At 71.5% G+C, this 20,322-nt stretch carries 17 protein-coding genes and 1 pseudogene; 6 read left to right on the top strand and 12 right to left on the bottom strand.

Going from position 1 to position 20,322, the window contains the following annotated elements:
- Positions 1-137: 137 nt before the first annotated feature.
- Positions 138-1,136 carry a hypothetical protein gene (locus AB0H21_RS23540; RefSeq protein WP_358520654.1) on the bottom strand — a complete coding sequence of 333 codons (999 nt, stop codon included), beginning with the start codon at positions 1,134-1,136 and terminating at the stop codon, positions 138-140.
- A gap of 78 nt (positions 1,137-1,214) precedes the next feature.
- Positions 1,215-1,373, bottom strand: a pseudogene (locus tag AB0H21_RS23535) (helix-turn-helix transcriptional regulator); the annotation flags it as partial.
- Between the two features lie 351 nt (positions 1,374-1,724).
- On the opposite strand from AB0H21_RS23535, the gene AB0H21_RS23530 reads away from it, so the two are divergent.
- A complete protein-coding gene (locus AB0H21_RS23530; protein ID WP_358520071.1) occupies positions 1,725-1,919 on the top strand; it encodes a hypothetical protein in 195 nt (64 codons plus the stop codon).
- Here AB0H21_RS23530 and gndA read toward each other — a convergent pair whose 3' ends face one another.
- The 5 genes from gndA to AB0H21_RS23505 all read right to left on the bottom strand — a co-directional run bounded on the left by gndA (position 1,920) and on the right by AB0H21_RS23505 (position 8,560).
- A complete protein-coding gene (gndA, locus tag AB0H21_RS23525; RefSeq protein WP_358520069.1) occupies positions 1,920-3,356 on the bottom strand; it encodes an NADP-dependent phosphogluconate dehydrogenase in 1,437 nt (478 codons plus the stop codon).
- 253 nt (positions 3,357-3,609) lie between these two features.
- Positions 3,610-4,266 (bottom strand): HAD family hydrolase, encoded by a 657-nt coding sequence (locus AB0H21_RS23520; protein WP_358520067.1) that lies wholly within the window; start codon positions 4,264-4,266, stop codon positions 3,610-3,612.
- Between the two features lie 156 nt (positions 4,267-4,422).
- Complete coding sequence (locus AB0H21_RS23515) at positions 4,423-5,817, bottom strand: LCP family protein (RefSeq protein ID WP_358520065.1); 1,395 nt, start codon at positions 5,815-5,817, stop codon at positions 4,423-4,425.
- Between the two features lie 285 nt (positions 5,818-6,102).
- Entirely contained in the window at positions 6,103-7,155 is a 1,053-nt protein-coding gene (locus AB0H21_RS23510; protein ID WP_358520062.1) for a hemolysin family protein, read from the bottom strand.
- Positions 7,156-7,231: 76 nt separating this feature from the next.
- Entirely contained in the window at positions 7,232-8,560 is a 1,329-nt protein-coding gene (locus tag AB0H21_RS23505; protein WP_358520060.1) for a hemolysin family protein, read from the bottom strand.
- 282 nt (positions 8,561-8,842) lie between these two features.
- Here AB0H21_RS23505 and AB0H21_RS23500 point away from each other — a divergent pair, with 282 nt between their 5' ends.
- Positions 8,843-11,062, top strand: coding sequence for a heavy metal translocating P-type ATPase (locus tag AB0H21_RS23500; RefSeq protein ID WP_358520057.1), 2,220 nt, complete (start codon positions 8,843-8,845; stop codon positions 11,060-11,062).
- Positions 11,063-11,104: 42 nt separating this feature from the next.
- Here AB0H21_RS23500 and AB0H21_RS23495 read toward each other — a convergent pair whose 3' ends face one another.
- Complete coding sequence (locus AB0H21_RS23495) at positions 11,105-11,500, bottom strand: PPOX class F420-dependent oxidoreductase (protein ID WP_358520054.1); 396 nt, start codon at positions 11,498-11,500, stop codon at positions 11,105-11,107.
- Positions 11,501-11,862: 362 nt separating this feature from the next.
- Between AB0H21_RS23495 and AB0H21_RS23490 the strand changes: the two genes are divergently transcribed.
- Positions 11,863-12,327, top strand: coding sequence for a VOC family protein (locus AB0H21_RS23490; protein ID WP_358520051.1), 465 nt, complete (start codon positions 11,863-11,865; stop codon positions 12,325-12,327).
- A 590-nt stretch (positions 12,328-12,917) separates the two neighbouring features.
- Positions 12,918-13,703 carry an RraA family protein gene (locus AB0H21_RS23485; RefSeq protein WP_358520049.1) on the top strand — a complete coding sequence of 262 codons (786 nt, stop codon included), beginning with the start codon at positions 12,918-12,920 and terminating at the stop codon, positions 13,701-13,703.
- A gap of 111 nt (positions 13,704-13,814) precedes the next feature.
- On the opposite strand, the gene AB0H21_RS23480 is transcribed toward AB0H21_RS23485, so the two are convergent.
- The gene (locus AB0H21_RS23480; RefSeq protein ID WP_358520048.1) at positions 13,815-14,009 is read right to left on the bottom strand and encodes a CsbD family protein; all 195 of its coding nucleotides are present in this window, start codon (positions 14,007-14,009) and stop codon (positions 13,815-13,817) included.
- A 227-nt stretch (positions 14,010-14,236) separates the two neighbouring features.
- Between AB0H21_RS23480 and AB0H21_RS23475 the strand changes: the two genes are divergently transcribed.
- A complete protein-coding gene (locus AB0H21_RS23475) occupies positions 14,237-16,099 on the top strand; it encodes a cytochrome c oxidase assembly protein (RefSeq protein WP_358520046.1) in 1,863 nt (620 codons plus the stop codon).
- Between the two features lie 36 nt (positions 16,100-16,135).
- Complete coding sequence (locus AB0H21_RS23470; protein WP_358520044.1) at positions 16,136-16,774, top strand: DedA family protein; 639 nt, start codon at positions 16,136-16,138, stop codon at positions 16,772-16,774.
- A gap of 96 nt (positions 16,775-16,870) precedes the next feature.
- Here the strand turns inward: AB0H21_RS23470 and AB0H21_RS23465 are convergent, their stop codons facing one another.
- From AB0H21_RS23465 to AB0H21_RS23455, 3 genes are all read right to left on the bottom strand, one after another.
- Positions 16,871-18,286: an oxygenase MpaB family protein gene (locus AB0H21_RS23465; protein WP_358520042.1), complete on the bottom strand. Its 1,416-nt coding sequence runs from the start codon at positions 18,284-18,286 to the stop codon at positions 16,871-16,873.
- Entirely contained in the window at positions 18,283-19,020 is a 738-nt protein-coding gene (gene uppS, locus AB0H21_RS23460; protein WP_358520041.1) for a polyprenyl diphosphate synthase, read from the bottom strand. Before uppS ends, AB0H21_RS23465 begins: the two co-directional genes overlap by 4 nt.
- A 197-nt stretch (positions 19,021-19,217) precedes the next feature.
- Entirely contained in the window at positions 19,218-20,234 is a 1,017-nt protein-coding gene (locus AB0H21_RS23455; protein WP_358520039.1) for a hypothetical protein, read from the bottom strand.
- Between the last annotated feature and the right edge of the window lie 88 nt (positions 20,235-20,322).

Genomic DNA, 20,322 nt, shown 5'->3' with positions numbered 1-20,322 from the left:
CTGCGGCCGGGCCCGGACGGGCTACTTCCACGGCCGATCCGCCGAGTGCCGCACGACCGTGTGCGCCGAGCCCGGACGAGGCGGGGACAGGGCTCGGACAGGGCGCGGGGCGGGCGCGGGGCGGGTTTGGACAGGGCTCAGACGGCGGTCGGTGAACCGGACAGCTCGCGGGCGAGCTCGGGCATGCCGCACTGGCGCACGCCGTCGATCATCATGCGCAGGTCCTTGGCGACCCGCGCCGACTGGACGTCCGAGGCCAGGACGACCGCGCGGCGCGCCTCCTCGGCGCCCCCCTCGCGGTCGCCCTCGCGGATGCGCAGCACGGCCATCCGCGTCAGGCACCGAAGGCCCGTGCGCGTGCGGTTCTCGCCGAGCCGCTCCAGCGCGGCGCCGAGGCGGACGCGCGCCCGCTCGTCCTCGCCGAGCTGGAACAACGCCAGGCCGAGCGCACTGTCGTGGTGGCCGGGAGAGACGGTGATGTGGCGCGCCCAGTCGGGGGCCAACGCGGGCTCGGCCCGGGCGAGCGCGTCCTCTGCCAGGCCGATGTGGCGCAGGCCGGCCGGGCGGTCACCCGCCGCGGCGCAGTGGCGGGCGGCGACGGCGTGGACGTTGGCCCGCTCGGCGCTGGAGATGCGCTCGTCGCCGAGGGCCATGCGCAGGATCTCGACGCCGTCCCGCGGCCGTCCCATGTCGGCGAAGGCGACCGACAGGTCGAGCATTGTGTGCGCCCGCAGGTCGCGGTCGGCGCCGCGCGCCGCCGAGTCGAGGGCGAAGGTGAGCAGACGGGTCGCCTGCTCCAGCCGGCCCTGGTCGTAGGTGGCCCAGCCGACGCGGTCGGCCAGCAGCCCGATGGCCGAGCTGAGCCGGTCGCGGACGGGCTCGGCCATGGGACGGTCGCGGAGCTTCACGGCCCATTCGAGGGAGCCGCGTGCCATGGCGGTGGCGGCGTTGCCTCCCCGGGCGAGGTCCATGCGCATGTAGAGATCGGCGGCGGCTTCGACCGCCCGCACTTCGGGCAGGCCGACGAGACTTGGCGCCTCGGTCGACAAACTGTCAAGCAGCCGGGTCAGGGGCTCGCCCGTGGCCACCCCCACCGAAGCCGCGGCGATGACCGAGAGTAGGCCTCTGCGCTTCATGTCATCGAAGGTACACGTGCCGGGGTCTCCGGAAAGGGGGGTTTCGGTTGCCGGGAAGGGAACCGCCGGGGCGGCCAGAGCGACCTCGTAGTGCCGGACCACCGCCGGGGTCGCCTCGCGCTCACCCCGCTCGATGCGACTGAGATGACCTGCGGAAACGCCTGTCATCGTGGCAAGCCGGCCCAGACTGACCCCCGCGCGCCTGCGTGCCGCGCGAAGATCTTCGCCTATGGTCATGGTCACTCCACGTGTTGCGGCAACGACGGTGCGGCACCAAGGCAATGGTGACACGGTGTTATCGGAGCCTCACACTGACCGTAGCGCGGAACTCACTCGCGCAGACCGATGACGTGATAAATGGCAGACCCATAAGGGCGATTCGTGGTGCTTACGGGTCTTCTGATGCGAACCGAGGTCGGGCCACGTGCGAAAGATCAGAGCTCTCCCCGTCATCCACCGCCACACCGGACGACCGTCCGCCGGGGGGGTGGCGCCGCCGTACCTATGGCCTCGCTCCGCTCGGCGGGTTCGGGGCGCCCCTTTGGCGCCCCGACCCCCGCGCCCCGCGTGCCGCCGAGGGGAGGCGTCATGAACCCCGCGCCGGTCGCCCCCGCCGGGTGGGTCGTCTTCCGCTCCGACGCGGGCCGCTTCTGGGCCACCCGCCTGAGGTTCGACGACGCCACCGAGGCGGCGGGGGTGTGGCGCACGGTCGACGCCGACGACGCCACCACCCTCACCGAACTCATCGCCGAGCAAGAACAGCGCGCCCGCTCGGCCCCCTGATCAGACGTCGACGCGGGCTTCTGGGTGCTCGGGGCGCTCCCACTGGGTGTGGTAGACGCCGTCACGATCCACGCGGCGGTAGGTGTGCGCGCCGAAGTAGTCGCGCAATCCCTGGAGCAGCGCGGCGGGCAGCCGCTCGGCGCGCAGGCCGTCGTAGTACGCCAGCGCGCTCGCGAAGCCCGGCGCGGGGATGCCCCGCCGGGTGGCGGCGACGGTGACGTCCCGCCAGGCGCGCTGCGCGGTGGACAGCTCGGCGGCGAAGGACCCGTCGGACAGCAGCGTCGGCGTGTTCGGGTCGGCCTCGTACGCGGCGCGGATGCGGTCGAGGAACCGGGCCCTGATGATGCACCCGCCCCGCCAGATGGTCGCCATGGCCCCGAGGTCGATGTCCCAGCCGTACTCGGCGCTGCCCGCCTGGATCTCGTTGAACCCCTGGGCGTAGGCGACGACCTTCGAGGCGTACAGCGCCTCCTCGACGTCGTCGGCGAACGAGGACGGCAGGTCGTCGTCGGTGGGGCCGGGGAGGACGCGCGCCGCCTCGCGCATCTCGGCGTGGCCGGACACCGCACGGGCGAAGACCGCCTCGGCGATGCCGCTGACGGGGACGCCGAGGTCGAGGGCGACCTGGACGGTCCACCGGCCCGTGCCCTTCTGCTCGGCCTGGTCGAGCACCACGTCGACGAAGGGCTTGCCGGTCGTGGCGTCCAGGTGGGAGAGCACGGTGGTGCTGATCTCGATGAGGTAGGACTCCAGCCGGCCGGTGTTCCAGGTGCGGAAGGCCTCGGCGATCTCGGCGGGGGACATCCGCGCGCCCTGGCGCAGAATGTCGTAGGACTCGGCGATGAGCTGCATGTCGGCGTACTCGATGCCGTTGTGCACCATCTTGACGAAGTGCCCGGCACCGTCCGGGCCGACGTACGTGCAGCATGGCACCCCGTCCACCTTGGCCGCGATGTCCTCGAGGATCGGCCCGAGGTACGTGTACGCCTCCTTGGGGCCGCCCGGCATGATGCTCGGCCCCTCCAGCGCGCCCTGCTCGCCGCCGGAGATGCCGCACCCGACGAAGTGGATGCCGCGTTCCCTCAGGGCCTTCTCACGACGCCGGGTGTCCAGGAAGTGGGCGTTGCCGCCGTCGACCAGGATGTCGCCGGGTTCCAGAAGAGGGGCGAACTCCTCGATCACCGCGTCCGTCGAGGCGCCCGCCTTCACCATGATCACAATCTTGCGTGGACGCGACAGCGAGGCGACGAACGCCTCGGGCGTCTCGGCGGGGATGAAGACCCCCTCGTCGCCGAACTCCTCGATCAACGCCTTGGTCTTCGCCTCCGTGCGGTTGTGCACCGCGACGGTGTAGCCGTGCCTGGCGAAGTTGCGCGCGAGATTTCGGCCCATGACCCCGAGACCGGTGACACCAATGACCGCGTGCTCTGTCGTCATGCCCGATCACTCTCCTTCTGATCTAGCAATACGCCGTGGAGAGCCACCCGGTTCGACGGACATCGCGACGTTCACCGCCGGGCGGCCTCCGCGCACCTGGCGCGGGACCACCGGCCGCACATCGCGATCTGTCTGCATTACTCCGCTTTTCACGGCGCCTTCCGGGGGCAGGGTCCAATTGTGAAGGAACCGCCTGAACGACGTGTCACCGAGGTGGCCCCGAGCGGATCCCGGGGGCTCGGCGGGGCCGGGGTCAGCGGTCCAGGAGGCGCGCGAGCGGGCTGTCCTCCAGGTGGTACAGCAGGTCGCGGCAGTCCTTGTACACGGCCTCGGCTCCCGCGTCCCGCAACGACTCGCTGTCGATGCCGCCGGAGCGGACCCCCACGCATCCGGTCTTCGCCGCGCGGGCCGCGAGCGCGTCCCAGACGCTGTCCCCCACCATGATCGCCTGGTCGGCCGCGATGCCGGACTTGTCGAGCGCCTGCCGCACGGGTTCGGGGTGGGGCTTGGACTTCTCGACGTCCCCGGCGTGCACGAGCACTTCCACCGCGTTCTCGGCGCCGGTGATTCCGACCAGGTGCTCGGCCTCGTCCTTCGGCGCGCTCGTGACCACCACCACGGTCAGTCCGCGGTCGGCGAGCGCCTTGAGCAGTTCTCCCGCCCCCGGTACCGGGCGCACATGGTCGAGGCGCGGTTTGTACGCCGCCGCGTGCGCGTCGGAGATCGCCTGCGCCTCCTCGTCGTCGACGTCGGGCAGCAGGTAGTCGATCAGCGCACGGTCCGCCCGCCCGATGGCCCCATGGATGTCGACCATGAGCACATCCCGCCGCCGTCCGCGGAACCCCTCCCACCAGGCCACGACATGCAGATAGCCGGTGTCCACCAGGGTCCCGTCAAGATCGAATATCACGCCACGCCGCATGGTTCACCACCCCGGAATCCGGCCGGACCCCCTGCCCGGCCTGCATGAGCGCATGCCTAAGAGGAACAGGCGCCATGTGTCCGGTTTCGTACCCCGGAGAACCCGCCTCCAACAGAAAGCGCCCCCGACGAGGGACCGCGCGGGTCAGGCGTCGGAGCAGGAGTCCTGGGTGGCGTCGATGCCCTTGATGTCGCTCTCGGACACCTGCATGGGCTTCAGGCCCTTCCAGTCGGCGCCGATCACCAGCACGAGCCGCGTCGTCGTGGTGTCGGTGACCATGGAGTTGCGGGAGGTGACCAGGTCGCCGGCCAGCGTGGGCACGCGGGACTGGCCGTTGGAGGAGTACCGGATCGTCGTCTTGGGGTACGGCTTCACCTTCGCGTCGCCGACCTTGGCGACGCTGTAGCCGCGCTGTTCGAGGGCGGCGGCGACCTGGGAGCCGAGGCCGGCCTGGGTGGTGCCGTTCTGGATCGAGATCTCGATCTTGGACTTGGGCACCTTGGCCTCGCGGCCGGTGTTGGACTTGAGATTGGAGCTGTTGAGCTTGGTGTCGGTGGCGACGAGCTGGAAGAGCTGCCTGGCCTGCGGCTGCACCCACTCGACGCGGCCGGGCTGGCTCAGCGAGTAGCGCCACGGCGTCGTGACGAAGCGGATGTTGCCCGCGGCCAGGCCCTGGGCGCTGGTCGCGAGGTCCTTCATCACGCCGATGGTCAGCTCGGGGTCGGTGGTGACGGACTTGGTGGCCGCGTCGAGGAAGTCGAACAGCTTGGCCGGGTCGGTCAGCGTGGACCCGCTCATCGCCTTCTTGATCATGGAGGCGAGGAACATCTGCTGGCGCTGGATGCGGCCGATGTCGGAGCCGTCCCCGAGCGCGTAGCGGACGCGGACGTAGCCGAGGGCCTGCTCGCCCTTGAGCGTCTGGCGCCCGGCGGGCAGGTGGAGCAGGGCCTTGTCGTCGTCGATGGGCTTGGGGACGCAGACCTCGACGCCGCCGAGCGCGTTCACCATGCTCTTGAACCCGGTGAAGTCGACCTTGACGAAGTGGTCGATGCGGATGCCCGTGAGCGTCTCGATGGTCTTGTACGTGCAGGCGATGCCGCCGAAGTTGAACGACTCGTTGATCATCCCGACGTGGGAGCGCTGGCCGGGGAGGCCGTTCTTGGCCCGGCAGGCGGGGAGCTGGACGAGCGAGTCACGCGGGAAGCTGATGAGCAGCGCGTTGCCCCGGTTGGGCGAGATGTGCGCGAGGATGATCGTGTCGGTGCGCTCGCCGAACTCGCGGTGGCCGTACTTGATGTTCGCGCCGGCGCGCGTGTCCGACCCCACCATCAGGATGTTCAGCGCCTTGCTCACCTTGGCGGGGCGCGCGCCGAGGTCCCCGGGGTCCACCGCCACGTGCTTGATGTTGTTGCTCAGCTTCGTGTAGGCGCCGACCAGCGTGGCGCTGGCCGCGACGGCGATCCCCGCCACGGCCGCGACGAGGCACCAGAGCCACGAGGCCCACCACCGCTTCTTCCGACCGCTCGCCGGTTCGTCCACGGGCTGGACAGGGCGCGTATCGACAAGCCCGCCGTTCATTGTCCCCACGGAATGGCCAGGGCTGGTGGCCCCAGGCCACGCGCCGACTACAGGTGCCGGATCCGACCGCCCGGCAAGCCGCTGGTCAGTCTAGCGAGGGGAGGGATGTTTGGGGTCCCCTGTCGCGGTATTCGCACGAAATACTCATTTTTCCTGGTGAAACGGCTACCGCACCGGCCCCTCACCGCCCAGCGGAACCGCGCGCGCCGTCGCGGGCGGCCGAGGCGGCGCCGTTCGGTCCGTGAATCACGACGTGAGGCGTCTTTCCTGTGAACCGTCACCGGAAGCCTCCTGGTGGGCGTGGTGGAGGAGCCCGGTGAGCACGTCCTGCAGCGTCACGACGCCCACCACGTCCCCGGTGTCGTCGCTGATCCCGGCGAGCTGCGCCCGCCGCTTGCGCATCGTCGCGAGGACGTCGGCCAGCGAGGCGCCGTGGTGGACGATGGGCAGCGGACGGGCCGGCAGGGGCCGGCCGGGCGCGTGCCCGTTCAGCGCGTCCAGCACGTGCAGGTAGCCGGACAGCCCGCCGGGGCCGTCGCCGCGCACCGGGAAACGGGAGTGGCCGTGCCGCCCGGCGTACTCCTGCAGGTCCGCCGCGGTGGTCGTCGCGGGCAGGGTCACGACGTCGGCGCGGGGCACCATGACGGACGTGACCGGCCGCCCGCGCAGCGCGAGCGTGGCGATCATGCGGTCGTACTCGTCCTGGTCGAGCAGCAGGTGCCGGCGCGACTCCTGGATGACGGCGGGCATCTCGTCGGAGGTGTAGACCGACCGGATCTCGTCGGTGGGCGGGATCTTCAGCACCCGCAGCACGCCCGCCGAGATGGCGTTGATCGCGACGAGCAGCGGCCGGGTGGCGCGCGCGACGGCCCGCAGCGTGGGGACCAGCCAGAGCGCCGCCTGGTCGGGACCGGACAGCGACAGGTTCTTCGGCACCATCTCCCCGATGATCACGTGCAGGGAGACCACCACCAGCAGCGCCAGCGCGAACGCGGCCGGGTGTACGAAGCCCTCCGGCACGCCCAGGGTGTGGAACAGCGGCTCAAGCGCGTGCGCGAGGACCGGCTCGCCCACGGCACCGAGGGCCAGCGAGGCGAGGGTCACGCCGAGCTGCGCGGCGGCGAGCATGAGCGGGACGTCGTCCATGGCCCCGAGCACGGCGCGGGCCCGCCGCGAGCCCTCCTTGGCCAGCGGCTCGATCTGCGTGCGGCGCGCGGAGATCAGCGCGAACTCGGCGCCCACGAAGAAGCCGTTCACGCCGAGCAGCACCACGATGGCGAGGGCGTCCAGGAGGGTCATCGGGCGGCCCCGGGGGTGTCGGCAGGGTCGGCGGGATCAGCGGGATCAGCGGGTTCGGCGGACGTGGTGGACGCGGTCACGAGGTCTCCTCGGACGGGGCGGTGAGGGTGATGCGCTCGATCCTGCGGCGGCGCACGACGTCGGCGCGCAGCTCCCAGCCGTCCACGGCCACGCGGTCGCCCGCGTCGGGCAGGCGGCCGAGCCTGCTGATCAGCAGCCCGGCGAGCGTCTCGTACGGGCCCTCGGGCATCTGGAAGCCCGTGCGCTCCTCGACCTCGTGGGCGCGCAGCCCGGCGGGCACGGTGGCCGACGTCCCGGCGGCCAGCATCGCGGACGCGGGCTCGGCCGAGCCCTCCTCGGGCAGGTCGTACTCGTCGGCGATGTCGCCGATCAGCTCCTCGGCCAGGTCCTCGACCGTGACGATCCCGGCGAACCCGCCGTACTCGTCGACGACGACGGCCATCTCCTCCCGGGCCGCGAACAGGCGCTCCTGGAGGGTCGCGAGGTCCAGGGACTCGGGCACGAGGACGGGCGGGCGCCGGATCGCGGAGACCGGCGTCGTCGCGCGCTCGCCCTCGGGCACGGCGAAGGCGCCCGTCACGTGCGCGACGCCGACGATGTCGTCCAGGTCGCCGCCGGTGACGGGCAGCCGCAGGTGCCGCGCCTGCCGGGCGAGGGCGAGGAACTCGATGACGCTGGCGTCGTCGGCGACGGTCACGCAGTCGGTGCGGGGGGTCATCGCCTCGTCCGCCGTCCGGTCGCCGAACCTGAGCGCGCGCAGCAGCATGGCGGCGGTCCCGCCGGGCAGGGCGCCCGCCTGGGCCGACGCGCTCATCAGGAGGCTCAGTTCGTCGGGCGAGCGTGCGGAGGCCAGCTCGTCCTGGGGTTCGGCGCCGAGCGCGCGCACGATCCCGTTGGCGATGGCGTTGCATGCCTTGATCAGTGGGGCGAAGACGGCCGAGAACGCCCGCTGCGGCGGCGTGGACATGCGGGCGACCAGCATCGGTTTGGACAGGGCGGCGTTCTTGGGGACGAGCTCGCCGAGCACCATCTGGCCCACCGTGGCGATCAGCAGCCCGAGGACTGCGGCCACGTTGTCGGCGGCGCCGAGGGGCAGGGCGGGCACGGCCTCGACGGCGGGACGCAGCAGCCCGGCGATCGCGGGCTCGGCCGTGACGCCGAGCAGCAGCGAGGTGATCGTGATGCCGAGCTGGGCCCCGGAGAGCTGGAACGACAGCCTCCGGATCGCCGCCTGGATGCCCTGGGCGCCCCGGTCGCCCACGGAGGCGAGGCGCTGGACCTCGCCGCGCTCGACGGTGACCAGCGAGAACTCGGCCGCGACGAAGACGCCGTTCGCGATGACGAGTGCCAGTGCGCCCAGCAGAAAGAGCAGTTCGACGATCACGGTGCCGCCTCCCGCGAAGCCCGCTACACCAGTAGATCAGACCGTGCGACATGTTCAATTGTTCGCCGAAACCGTATCGGACCGGATCCGGCGCCGGTCGTCCGCTCCGGATACCCCTGGGGCCGAGCTTCGAACCCGCGGCCTTCGCCCCCCACCCATGTGGAACAGAACGGTAGGGGGGTATCGTTTACGGACATATAGGCTGGTCGCGATCGGCGTACGCCTGGAGACGTCGCGCACCAGGGAGCAGGAACGGGAGACGCGTACATGGCGGAGGCCACCATGAGACGGCCCGCCGGGGGCGAGATCGAACTCGCCATCGGCGGCATGACGTGCGCCTCGTGTGCCGCCCGCGTCGAGCGCAAGCTGAACAAACTGGACGGCGTCCGCGCCACGGTCAACTTCGCCACCGAGAAGGCGAAGGTCGTCCACGACGGCGGCGTCACCCCCGCCGAGCTGGTCGCCGCGGTCGAGAAGGCCGGGTACACCGCCGAGCTGCCGAGCGCCGCCCCCGGGGCCGACGACTCTGCGCCGCTGCGCAGGCGGCTGCTGCTGTCCATCGCCCTGAGCGTCCCCGTGGTCGCCATGGCGATGATCCCCGCGCTCCAGTTCCGCGGCTGGCAGTGGCTGTCGCTCGCCCTGGCCGTCCCCGTCGTCCTCTACGGCGGGTGGCCCTTCCACCGCGCGACGCTGGCCAACCTGCGGCACGGCGCGGCCACCATGGACACGCTGGTCTCGATCGGCACGCTCGCGGCGCTGGGCTGGTCGGTGTGGGCGCTGCTGTTCGGCACGGCGGGCACGCCCGGCATGCGCCACGGCTTCGAGCTCACCACCGGCGATGGCGGCACGTCGAACATCTACTTCGAGGCCGCCGCCGGGGTCGTCACCTTCATCCTCGCCGGCCGCTACCTGGAGGCGAAGGCCAAGAGACGGGCGGGTGGCGCGCTGCGTGCCCTGCTGGAGATGGGCGCCAAGGACGTCGCGGTCCTGCGGGACGGCCGCGAGGTGCGCGTCCCCGTCGAGCGCCTGGCCCTGGGGGACGTGTTCGTCGTCCGGCCGGGCGAGAAGATCGCCACCGACGGCGTGGTCGAGGAGGGTGCCTCGGCGGTCGACGCCTCGATGCTGACCGGGGAGTCCGTCCCGGTCGAGGTGCGTCCCGGCGACACCGTCACCGGCGCCACCGTCAACGCCGGGGGCCGCCTCATCGTGCGGGCGACCCGGGTCGGCGCGGGCACCCGGCTCGCCCAGATGGCCCGGCTGGTCGAGGACGCCCAGAACGGCAAGGCCGAGGTGCAGCGCCTGGCGGACCGCGTCTCGGAGTTCTTCGTGCCGATCGTGATCCTGCTGTCGCTCGGCACGCTGGTGGTCCGGCTGTACGCGGACGCCGGGGCCACGGCGGCGTTCACGGCGGCCGTGGCCGTGCTGATCATCGCCTGCCCCTGCGCGCTCGGCCTCGCCACGCCCACCGCCCTCATGGTGGGCACCGGGCGCGGCGCGCAGCTCGGCATCCTGATCAAGGGGCCCGAGGTGCTGGAGTCGACCCGGCGCGTGGACACCGTCGTCCTGGACAAGACGGGCACCGTCACCGCCGGGCAGATGACGCTGGTGGACGTCGTGCCCGCCCCCGGGGAGGACCGCGACGAGGTGCTGCGGCTCGCCGGGGCGCTGGAGGCCGCCTCCGAGCATCCGATCGCCCGGGCCGTGACGGACGCCGCGGGCGAGGGGCTGCCGGGCGTGACCGGTTTCGCCGCCCTCGAAGGGCTCGGCGTGCGCGGCGTCGTCGAGGGCCGTTCCCTGCTGGCCGGACGTCCCGAGCTGCTCGCCGAGCACGGCCAGAGCCTGCCCGCCGAACTGGAGGCGGCGGTCGCCGGGGCGCGGGTGCGGGGTGAGACGGCCGTGGCGGTCGGCTGGGAGGGCCGGGCGCGCGCGGTGCTGGCCGTCGCCGACGTAGTCAAGCCGACGTCCGCCGAGGCCGTCGCCCGGCTGAGGGAGCTGGGGCTGCGCCCGGTGCTGCTGACCGGCGACCACCAGGCGGTGGCCGAGACGGTGGCCGCGTCGGTCGGGGTACCGCCCGAGGACGTGATCGCCGAGGTCCTGCCCTCGGGGAAGGTGGACGTCGTCAAGCGCCTTCAGGCCGAGGGCAAGGTGGTCGCCATGGTCGGGGACGGCGTCAACGACGCGGCCGCGCTCGCCCAGGCCGACCTCGGCATGGCCATGGGGACGGGGTCCGACGTCGCGATCGAGGCATCCGATCTCACGCTGGTGCGCGGCGACCTGCGCGTGGCGGCGGACGCGATCCGGCTTTCCCGCCGGACGCTCCGTACGATCAAGGGCAATCTGTTCTGGGCGTTCGCGTACAACGTGGCGGCGATCCCGCTGGCGGCCTCGGGCCTGCTCTCGCCGATGGTCGCCGGGGCGGCGATGGCGTTCTCGTCGGTGTTCGTCGTCACCAACAGCCTGCGGCTGCGCCGCTTCGCCCCGCTCGCGGCCGGCCGGGACTGACGTCCGCGACCCGGCCGCGCGTGGGAGGTCCGGTGCGGGCCGTCAGGGAGCCATGTGGATCACGTGCTCGGGGGTGACGCGCACGTTGATGCGCTGCTCGCCCGGCTGCCGGTAGGGGTAGCTGTCGGCGCCGAGGTACTTCTTGGCGAGCCGGTCGACCGTCTCGTCGGCGCCCTCCAGCTCGAACTTCGCCGTGCCCGAGACGCTGACCAGGTGGTGGGCGTGGTCGGGGTCGAGCACGCTCACGGACACGCGCGGGTCCTGACGCAGGAAACGCTCCTTGGCGCGGCCCACGGCCGTGTTGAACACGACGTCGTCACCGTCGAGTTCGATCCACACGACGGTGCTGTGCAGCGACCCGTCGGGGCGCAGGGCGGTCACCCAGGCGTGCACGGGCCGGTCGATCAGGGCCTTGGCGTCGTCGTTCAGCTTGCTCATCGGTGTCTCCTGAAGATCTTGCACAGAGGGGTTCGACACACCCGAACGCGACGGATCCGCCGATCATTCCTCGCGCCGGGGGCCTTATTTGAACGTGGTGTCCACTTTTCGCTCCTGCGGCGCGTCGGCGAAGACGCTCGTGGCGGGTACAAAACCGCTGGACACCGATGAGCGCGGAAACCGTGCGGGCGAGCGCTACATGACTGAATGACCGGTCAACGTATCAACGAAACGCTGATCGCTTAGCACGATGAACGACTTAGCAAATAAAACAAAAGCCTTCGAATCGGTTCGCGAATCGGGGAACGGAAAGGTCGAGGGCCGTACGCGCGCGGGGACGGACGGCCCGGAGGGAGGTGCCCATGCCCGACGGCAGGCTCACCGAGGCGCGGTGGACGCACATCGCGCTGCCCAGCTCCGACCTCGACGCGGCCGTCGAGTTCTACACGACCATGACGCCGCTCGTGCTGGTCTCGACCCACGAGGACGAGCACGGCCGCAATGCCTGGCTCTCCAACCCCGGGCAGGTGGAGACGCCGTTCGTCCTCGTCCTCGTGGAGTTCGCCCAGGATAAGGGCAGGCCGTGCCCGCAGCTCACGCCGTTCGCCCACCTCGGCATGGAGGTACCGCGCCGCGAGGACGTCGACGAGGCGGCCCGGCGGGCGCGCGAGCGCGGATGCCTCCACTGGGAGCCGGTCCTGCTGCCGCCCCCCGTGGGCTATGTCTGCGCGCTGAAGGACCCCGACGGGAACGTCGTCGAGATCTCCCACGACCAGAAGGTCTACGAGGAGGTCCGGTCCCTGTGGGGAGGACTGACCCCGGACTGACCCCCGCGGGCGCGGGCCGTGTCGGGTCGTGCGCGGCCTGTGAACCGCTTCACCTCCACCGGTTCCGACCAGCGCCTCCTTCCCCGCCGTCGCCTGCCCTGCCCCGGAGTTGGGCAGGTGAAACCGCCTTCGGGCGTCTTCGCAATGAAACCGCCGCCCTTTCCTTCGCATCGGCACTACCGTCGACTTCCACCGATGCGGGACTCTTGGCGCGGAGAAAAGCCGGTTATTGTGAATGAACCGGCATGGGCGTTTGCCGGATCATTCGAGCGGCACAGGGCATCGAAAAGAGCGTCAGGTCCTTCGTACGTCACCGGAACCGTCGTTCCGGTGACAGGGGAAAGGAAGCACCGTGCATCACACCTTCGCCGTGGGGGCAGGCGATCCGGATGCGCTGAGCCGGGTCGTTCCACCGCGGCCCACCCGTCACGGACCCGTCGCGAACCGAGGACGGCCCGCTCGGGCCGCCACCAGGGGGCGACCCGCTCCAGGCCGGGGTCACTGAGATCGATGACGCGTTGTCCGGGCATCCCATCGCCGCCTCCAGACGGCGACATCTGGAAATCTCTTCACAAGAGGTGATCGATACCGTGGTTCCGCCTACCACCGCGATCGCGGACGTACTTCAGTTGCGAGGGCTCACCGGGTGGCTCAGCCCGCCGCTGCGTCCCATATACCGATCGCTCGGCCTGCTGGGCAGGGCCCGCACCGTACGACTCGCGCCGGGGCCGGGGGACGAGGGCCTGGAGCCCCTGCACCGCATGATGGACGAGGATCTCGAGGACAGGGTGATCGTGGTCGCGGGCGCGGAGGCGGCGGCCGGGGCGGTGTGGGGCGAGATCCTCACCCGCGCCGCGCTCGCCCGGGGCGCGACGGGCCTGCTGGTCGAGGGCGGCGTCCGGGACGTGAACGCCTTCCGCGACCTCGGCCTGCCGGTGTGGGCGCTGTACGAGGCGACGGCCGGGCCGGGCCCGGACGTCCACGTGGCGTCCGTCGGCGGCCCGGTGGAGATCGCCGGGGTGGTGGTGGACGAGGGCACGTGCATCGTCATGGACGGCGCCGGTGTGGTGGCGCTGCCCTCGACGGACGTGTTCCCCGATTCCTACATGTACGCCGACGCCGAGGAGGACGTGGTCAGGGCGCTACGCGACGGCGCCACGCTGGCCGAGGCCAACCGCTACAAGGAGGACGTGGTCCGCACCCTGCGGGGCGGGTCCTCCCTGGACACCCCGCCTTCCATGGACCCGGCCGAGGTCCGCGCCCGGGACCACGGCGGCTACGGCTCGTACGGAGGCCACGGGGTCCACCGGGGCTACGGAGACTATGGGGACTATGGGGACTACGAGGGCATCCTCGGCGAGCTGCGCCGACTGTAGCCGCGGTCCGTCGTAGCCGAACGCGGTCGATCTCCTGCCGCCGTGCCGGTCGGGCTCCGGCACGGCGGTGGCGAAGGCTCGTACGCGAGGCCCCCGCGGTCATGGTCGGCGTCAGCGCTTGAACGCGTCCTTGACGTTCTTGGCCGCGTCCTTCACGCGCTCGCCGGCCTGCTTGGCCTTGCCCTTGGCCTCGTCGGCCTCGCCCCGCGCGCGCATCTCGTCGTCGCCGGTGACGTCGCCCGTCGCCTTCTTGGCCTTGCCCTTGATCTGCTCGGCCTTGTTGGCCATCTTGTCTTCGGCGCCCATGATCTGCCCCCTTGGTTGTGTGGGACCATCCCGTACTTGCCCTCTCCGGCGAGCGATGGGGAAAAACGCCGCAGGGGTGTCACGCTCCCCCAAGTCATGACATGGGCGAATAAAGCCCCTGTGGTCGCGGGAGTCCCCACGAGGGTCTCGCCGTCACGGCCGAATCCGGTGATACTGATCACAAGTGAACAGATGACCCGTGCGTCCCCCGAAACGAGGAAGTCTGGATGAGCTCTCTCCGGCGGCGCCCGGCCGTGTTCGCGCTCATCGTCGTCGGCGCGTTCGCGGTGCTCCTCGCGGCCATGTGGTTCGGAGGAGGCTGGCCGCAGCCCGAGATCCCCGGCCTGCCCTCCCCGGGACTCCTCACCTCCCTCGGCCTCCCGCTCGTCCGGCTGGTCCACGACGCCTGCGCCGTGGTGACGGTGGGAATGCTGCTCGCGGCCGTGGCCCTCGCCTCCGACGCCGACGCCAAGCGGGCGATCACCCGCACCGCCGGTCAGTGGGCGCTCGCGTGGGCCGTCACGGCGGTGATGACGCAGGTCCTGACCCTGTCCGACCTGCTCGGACTGCCGGTCGGCGAGGCGCTGGAGTCCGGCTTCCTGCTGACCTTCAGCACGGAGGTGCCGCAGGGCGAGGCGTTCCTGCTGGTGACGCTGATCACCCTGCTGATCGCCGCGGCCACCACCCTCTCGCTTGGCCCCGCCGGACGGGCCACGCTGCTCGCGCTCGCGGTTTTCGCCGTCCTGCCCCCCGCCTACGTCGGCCACTCGGCCTCGGCCGCCGACCACAACCTCGCCGTCTCCAGCCTGATGCTGCACATCGGCGGGGTCACGCTGTGGGTGGGCGGCCTGTTCGGGCTGGTCACGGCCCTGCGCCGCTCCAAGGACCTCCTCCCGGCCGTGCGGCGGTTCAGCGCGCTCGCGCTGTGCTGCTACATCGCGGTCGGCTTCTCGGGCGCGGTGAACGCCTGGATCCGCATCGGCGGCCTCGCCGAGCTCTGGCAGTCCCGCTACGGCCTGCTGGTGCTCGGCAAGCTCGTCGCGCTCGTCGCGCTCGGCTGGTTCGGCCTGCGCCACCGCCGCCGCACGATCACGGCCCTGGAGACGGGCGCGATCTCCCGGCCGTTCCTGCGCCTGGCCTTCGCCGAGGTCGGCGTGATGGCGCTGACGATCGGGCTCGCCGTCGCCCTGTCACGCACGCCGCCCCCGCGCGCGGGCAGCGCCCACTCCTCCCACGAACTGCTCGGTTACACGCTCCGGCCGTTCACGGCCGGCCGTCTGCTCATCGAGACCCGGCCCGACCCGATCGCGATCCTCGCCGTGCTCGGCCTGGCCGCCGCCTACCTCCTCGGCGTGCGCCGCTGGACCGCCGCCGGAGGCACCTGGCCGGCCGGCCGCATGGTAGCCGCGCTCGCGGGCCTGGCCGTCCTGCTGTACGCGACGGCGGGCGGCGTGGCCGCCTACGGCCCGGCGGTCTTCTCCCTGCACGCCCTGCAGTACGCCCTGGTCGGCACGCTGGTCCCCGCGCTGATCGCCCTGTCGGCGCCGCTCGTGCCGCTCCGCGAGGTGTGGACGCCGCTGCGGCGGGCGTCCGAGAGCGACGCGGCCCAGCGGCTCAGCCACCCGTGGGTGGCCCTCGGTCTGTACGCCGGGCCCTACCTGATCTTCTACGCGGTGGGCCTGTTCGAGCCCGCCCAGTCGAGCCTCGCCGTGCGCCTGGCCGTCTGGACCGTACTGCTGCTGACCGGCACGTGGTTCTTCTGCGTCGTGCTCGGCCTCGACCCGCTGCCGAGGGCCATCGGCGCGGGCACGCGCATGCTGACGCTCGCGGTCGCGCTGGTCGTGCAGGCGTGGATGGCTGTGGTCTTCCTCGCCGGGCCGGTCCTGGGGCAGGACTGGTACGACCAGCTCAAGCTGGCCTGGGCCCCCGACCGGGCCTCCGACCAGGTCCTCGGCGCCCTGCTCGGTCCCGCGCTCGCCGCCGCGACGATGGTGGTCCTGCTGGGCGTGATGGCGGTCCGGCGGCGCGGCGCCCCGCGGCGGATGTCGGCGGACGCCGCGCCCTCGTCGGCCGCCGCCGCGCGACGGTGACGCAGGGTTACGTCTCTGAACGCGTAGGGTGACGGTATGGCGCCGCCACCGTTGCCGGGACCGCTGGCCGATCTCGCCCCGCTCCTCGACCGCTACGGCTATCTCGCCGTCGGCGCGCTCGTCTTCCTGGAGGACTTCGGCATTCCCGTGCCGGGGGAGACCGTGCTGATCGCCGCCTCGGTCTACGCGGGGGTCGGTCGGCTCGACATCGTGGCCGTCGCCGCGGTCGCGTTCCTCGCCGCCGTCCTCGGGGACAACCTGGGCTACCTCATCGGCCGCACCGGAGGCCGGGCGCTGGTGACCCGCTACGGCCGGTACGTCTTCCTCACCCCGGAGCGGTTCCAGGCCGCGGAGGGGTTCTTCGAGCGCCGCGGCGCCCCCATCATCGTCGTCGCCCGGTTCATCGACGGGCTGCGCCAGGTGAACGGCCTGGTCGCGGGCACCACGGGCATGCCGTGGCACCGCTTCCTCCTCTACAACGTCATCGGGGCGGTGCTGTGGGCCGGGACGTGGGCGGGCATCGGGTACGCGGCCGGGTTCCATATCACCGCGATCTACCGGGAGTTCTCCCAATACCAGACGTACTTCCTGATCGCCATCGGGGTCGTCGTCGTGGCGCTCATCGCCCGCCACCTACTCCGCCGCCGCGCCCGCAGGCGCACGACCCCGCACTGACACGCGGTGCCGGCCGCCGGCCTGGTGGTGTGGGCCGTACGCGGGGGCGCTCAAGCGACGCTGACGCGGCGTTGGTCTGCCCCTGGATTAGCCAAGCTAGGTCAGAAGGGAGTTGTAGGCGACCGAGTGCTGCTGCCCGGACATAAAGGACAGGAACTGCCTGACGAAAGCGCTGCGCGAGTAGCTGTCGCCTCTGCCGGTCAGATCGCGGTGGAAGGCCGTACGGAACAACGTCTGATACTCCTGGGCGTCGATCGTCTGGTCGTCGTCGACGTCGGTGACATCGAACAGCACGTCGGCGATCTTGACCAGTTCGGAGCTGGGCAGAGAGGCGGCCGAGGCGGCGTATTCCTGGCGCGTGACGCGTCCGTCGCCGTCGGTGTCGAGATTGGTTCGCAACTCCCGCCACCAGGCGGCGTAGGCGTTGTAAAGCCGCTCCTCGTCCTGTTCGTCCAGGTCGAGACGAGTGGCGATCTCTCTGGCCATAGCGGCCAGGTCGGGCCAGGCGAGGTGGCCGTCCCCGGTCTGGTCGAGGACCTCGGCGAAGAACCGGTCAGCCGAGCGTGTGGCTTGATCGACCTCGTCGGGAGCCGGCGTGATGAGTCTGAGCATGGCCGCGGCCTGGCCGGCCTTGCGGCGTACGTTCTCCCACGGTCCGGAATCACCGGCGTGGTCGGGATCCAACAGGCTCATGAACGAGCCGACGCGCACCCAGCTGTTCGGAAGCAGGCGGGTGGCGAATCCGGTGGTCAGATAGGCCCCGTGCATGAGCGCCCGCGCTCCTGGGAGGTCGGGAAGGGCGACACGTCGGCAGAAGGATTCCGGCAGCGACGCGATGGTGACCGCGGCGGCCACAGGGCCTGCCACGGCCCGGCCCGCGGCCCACACCGCGGGATGCCCGCGCAGCAGGGGTGGCGCGGGCACATTGGCGAAGAGCTGGTAGAGGATCACGCGTACCGCCTCGGTGCCCTCTATGCGATGGTCGATCATGTCGTCGTAGTAGGGCCAGAACTCCCGCAACGTCGCAGGGAGCTGGTCGCTGTTGCCCTCGATCAGGGCCAGGACCGTCCGGAACTCGGTGTAGAGCTGTTCCATCGCGGGCCCGTCGAGCGACTCACCACTCAGCCGATACATCGTCACCGCCGACTCGAACAGGGTCGCCACCACCCAGGCGCGCGCTTCTGCGTCCATCGCGTCGTAGTGGCGGCCGTGCGGGTCGGTGCCCGAGATGCGGGCGTGCAGGCGGTTGAGGCGAGCCGCCTCCCGGCTGCGAACGTGCCGGTCCGGGTCGAGCATCCGCTGCGTGCTCACCACGGTGTTGCGCAGACGCCGCCACGGATGCGTCACGAACGTCGAGTTGCTGATCAACGCCGCGCCGATCTGCGGGTGCGCGGCTTCCAGAACCGTGGCGCGGGTCACCGCAAGGCCCCAGCGTGCCTCGTTGACGAGGCGGCGCAGCATCGAGTCCGGCCCGAAGACGTCGACGGTCTCCTCTGCGGTGGTCTGGTTCATCGAAGTCCCTCTCCCGTGGTGGCGGTCGGCCGGCGGACATCGCCGAATCGGCGCTGGCGCCGCCGGTAGGCGTCGAGGCATTCCCAGAGGTGGGTCGCGCGAAAGTCGGGCCACAGCACCTGCGGGAAGACCCATTCGGCGTAGGCCACTTGCCAGAGCATGAAGTTGGAGATCCGTTGCTCTCCGGAGGTACGAATGACCAGGTCCACATCCGGCGTGTCGGAATATGGGAGATGCCGGGCGAAGGTGGCCTCGGTGACCTGCTCGGCGGGTACGGCGGCGCGGATCAGCGAGCGGGCGGCTTCCACGATGTCGCGACGCCCTCCGTGATCGAAGGCGATCGTCAGCGTCATTCGCCTGTTGTCACTGGTGAGCGTCATCAGATCGGTGATGTCCTGAGCCAGCGGTGGTGGGATCCGCGGATCGGCCATGCCCAGGAACCTGCACCGGACACCTCGCGCGTGCAACGCCGGTGCATGCTTGCGGATGGTCCGGCGCACGAGCCTCATCAGGATGTCGACCTCGCCCGCCGGCCTCTGCCAGTTCTCGGTGGAGAAGGCGTACAGGCTCAGCCACTTGATGCCGGCCGAGCGTGCCGCCTCGATCGTGTCGATCACGGCGGCCTCTGCCGCCTCGTGGCCCGCGGTGCGCGGCAGCGATCGCCGCGCGGCCCACCGCCCGTTCCCATCCATCACACAAGCCACGTGACGCGGCAATCCGCTGATAATCTCCATAGCTAATCGTGACTGTAGCATTACCAAGAGTATTGCCGAGTTCGTAACGGCCAGATAGCGGCGGAGCTTCGGGTGCCCTGTTGGGCAGGATCACCCCCGCGATCGGCAGGGCCGGCGCCACGACGACGCCCAAGAGTGGGTCCGGCCGAGGTGCGGCCAGAAGCTCGTCGGCCCCCGAAGACCTTGCCGGGGCCGGCTCAGAAGAGCCAGTCGAGCAGGCCGCCTCGCTTCCTGGTCGGGGTCGGATCGGGCTGCGGCGCCTCGGTGGTGGGCGGCGGCGGAGGAGGCGTGGGGGACGCCGACTTGGTCGGCTCGGGCTCGTCGGACTCCTGCGGATCCGGGACCTGCGGCTCTGCGGTGCCCCGCGGCCGCTGCGGGTCCTGCGTCTGCTCGCGGGTGCGCGTGGGGGACGGCTTCGTCGTCGGCGGGTGGGTGACCCGCGCCGGGGCCGTCGTCTGCGGGGCCTGAGGGGTCTCGCTCGGCGAGGCGGTGGTCTCCTCCGGCGTCGGGGTCGGCTCCTTGGTGGGGGCGGCGGTCGCGGGGTCCGGGGTGGGCTCGGCCGTCGGGCTGTCGCTCAGCGCGGGCAGCGGGTCGCCCGCCGGGGCGGCGCACTTGGACGGCGGCGCGCACGCCGCCTGCGGCGTGGAGCCGACCGAGGAGGAGACGATCCACCCGCCGGAGACGGCGAGGACGACGATCGCGACCATGGCGAGGATGAGCCGCCGGTTCTGGCCGCCCTTCTCCTCTTCGTCGGGGTCGTCGTCGCCCGCCCACCCCGCGCCGAGGAAGCCCGTGCGAGGCTCGGAGTCGGGGTCGTGCTCGGTGCGGTCGGGGCCCCAGCCGTCGTCGTCCGGGCGCGCGTAGCCTTCGGGCCGGTCATAATCCTTGGCGCTGTCGTAGGCGTCGTAGGCGCGCTCGCCCGTCTCCGGCCCGTCGCCGCGCCCGTGGTTGTCCGCCGCGTAGGACCCGGTGGTCTCGTAGCCGGAGCCTTCGAAGGCGGCGCCCTCGTAGCCGGTGCGGTCGTGGCCGGCGGCCTGCTCACGGTCGGGCGCGCCGTCCCCGGGCACGTGGGGGGCTTCGTGGCCGGGAGTCCAGCCGTCGGACAGGACGTCGCCCGCCGCGGGCTCCGGCTCGCCGGTCCGCGCGACGCCCAGGGGACCGGTCTGCTTCAGAGGATCCTCGTCGTGGGATCTCGGGGTGCCGTCGCGGTCCATACCGAGCCTCTCTGGTCTACATTTCGGCCGCGCATCTTCTTAGCAGCTCCGACAGCGCGGTGTCCGGAAACTTCACAGATCTTCCCAT

This window comes from Sphaerisporangium sp. NPDC051011 (assembly GCF_040653595.1).
Classification (GTDB): domain Bacteria; phylum Actinomycetota; class Actinomycetes; order Streptosporangiales; family Streptosporangiaceae; genus Sphaerisporangium.
The sequence above is the reverse complement of the archived record's forward strand: the minus strand, read 5'-3'. Positions and strand labels throughout refer to the sequence as shown.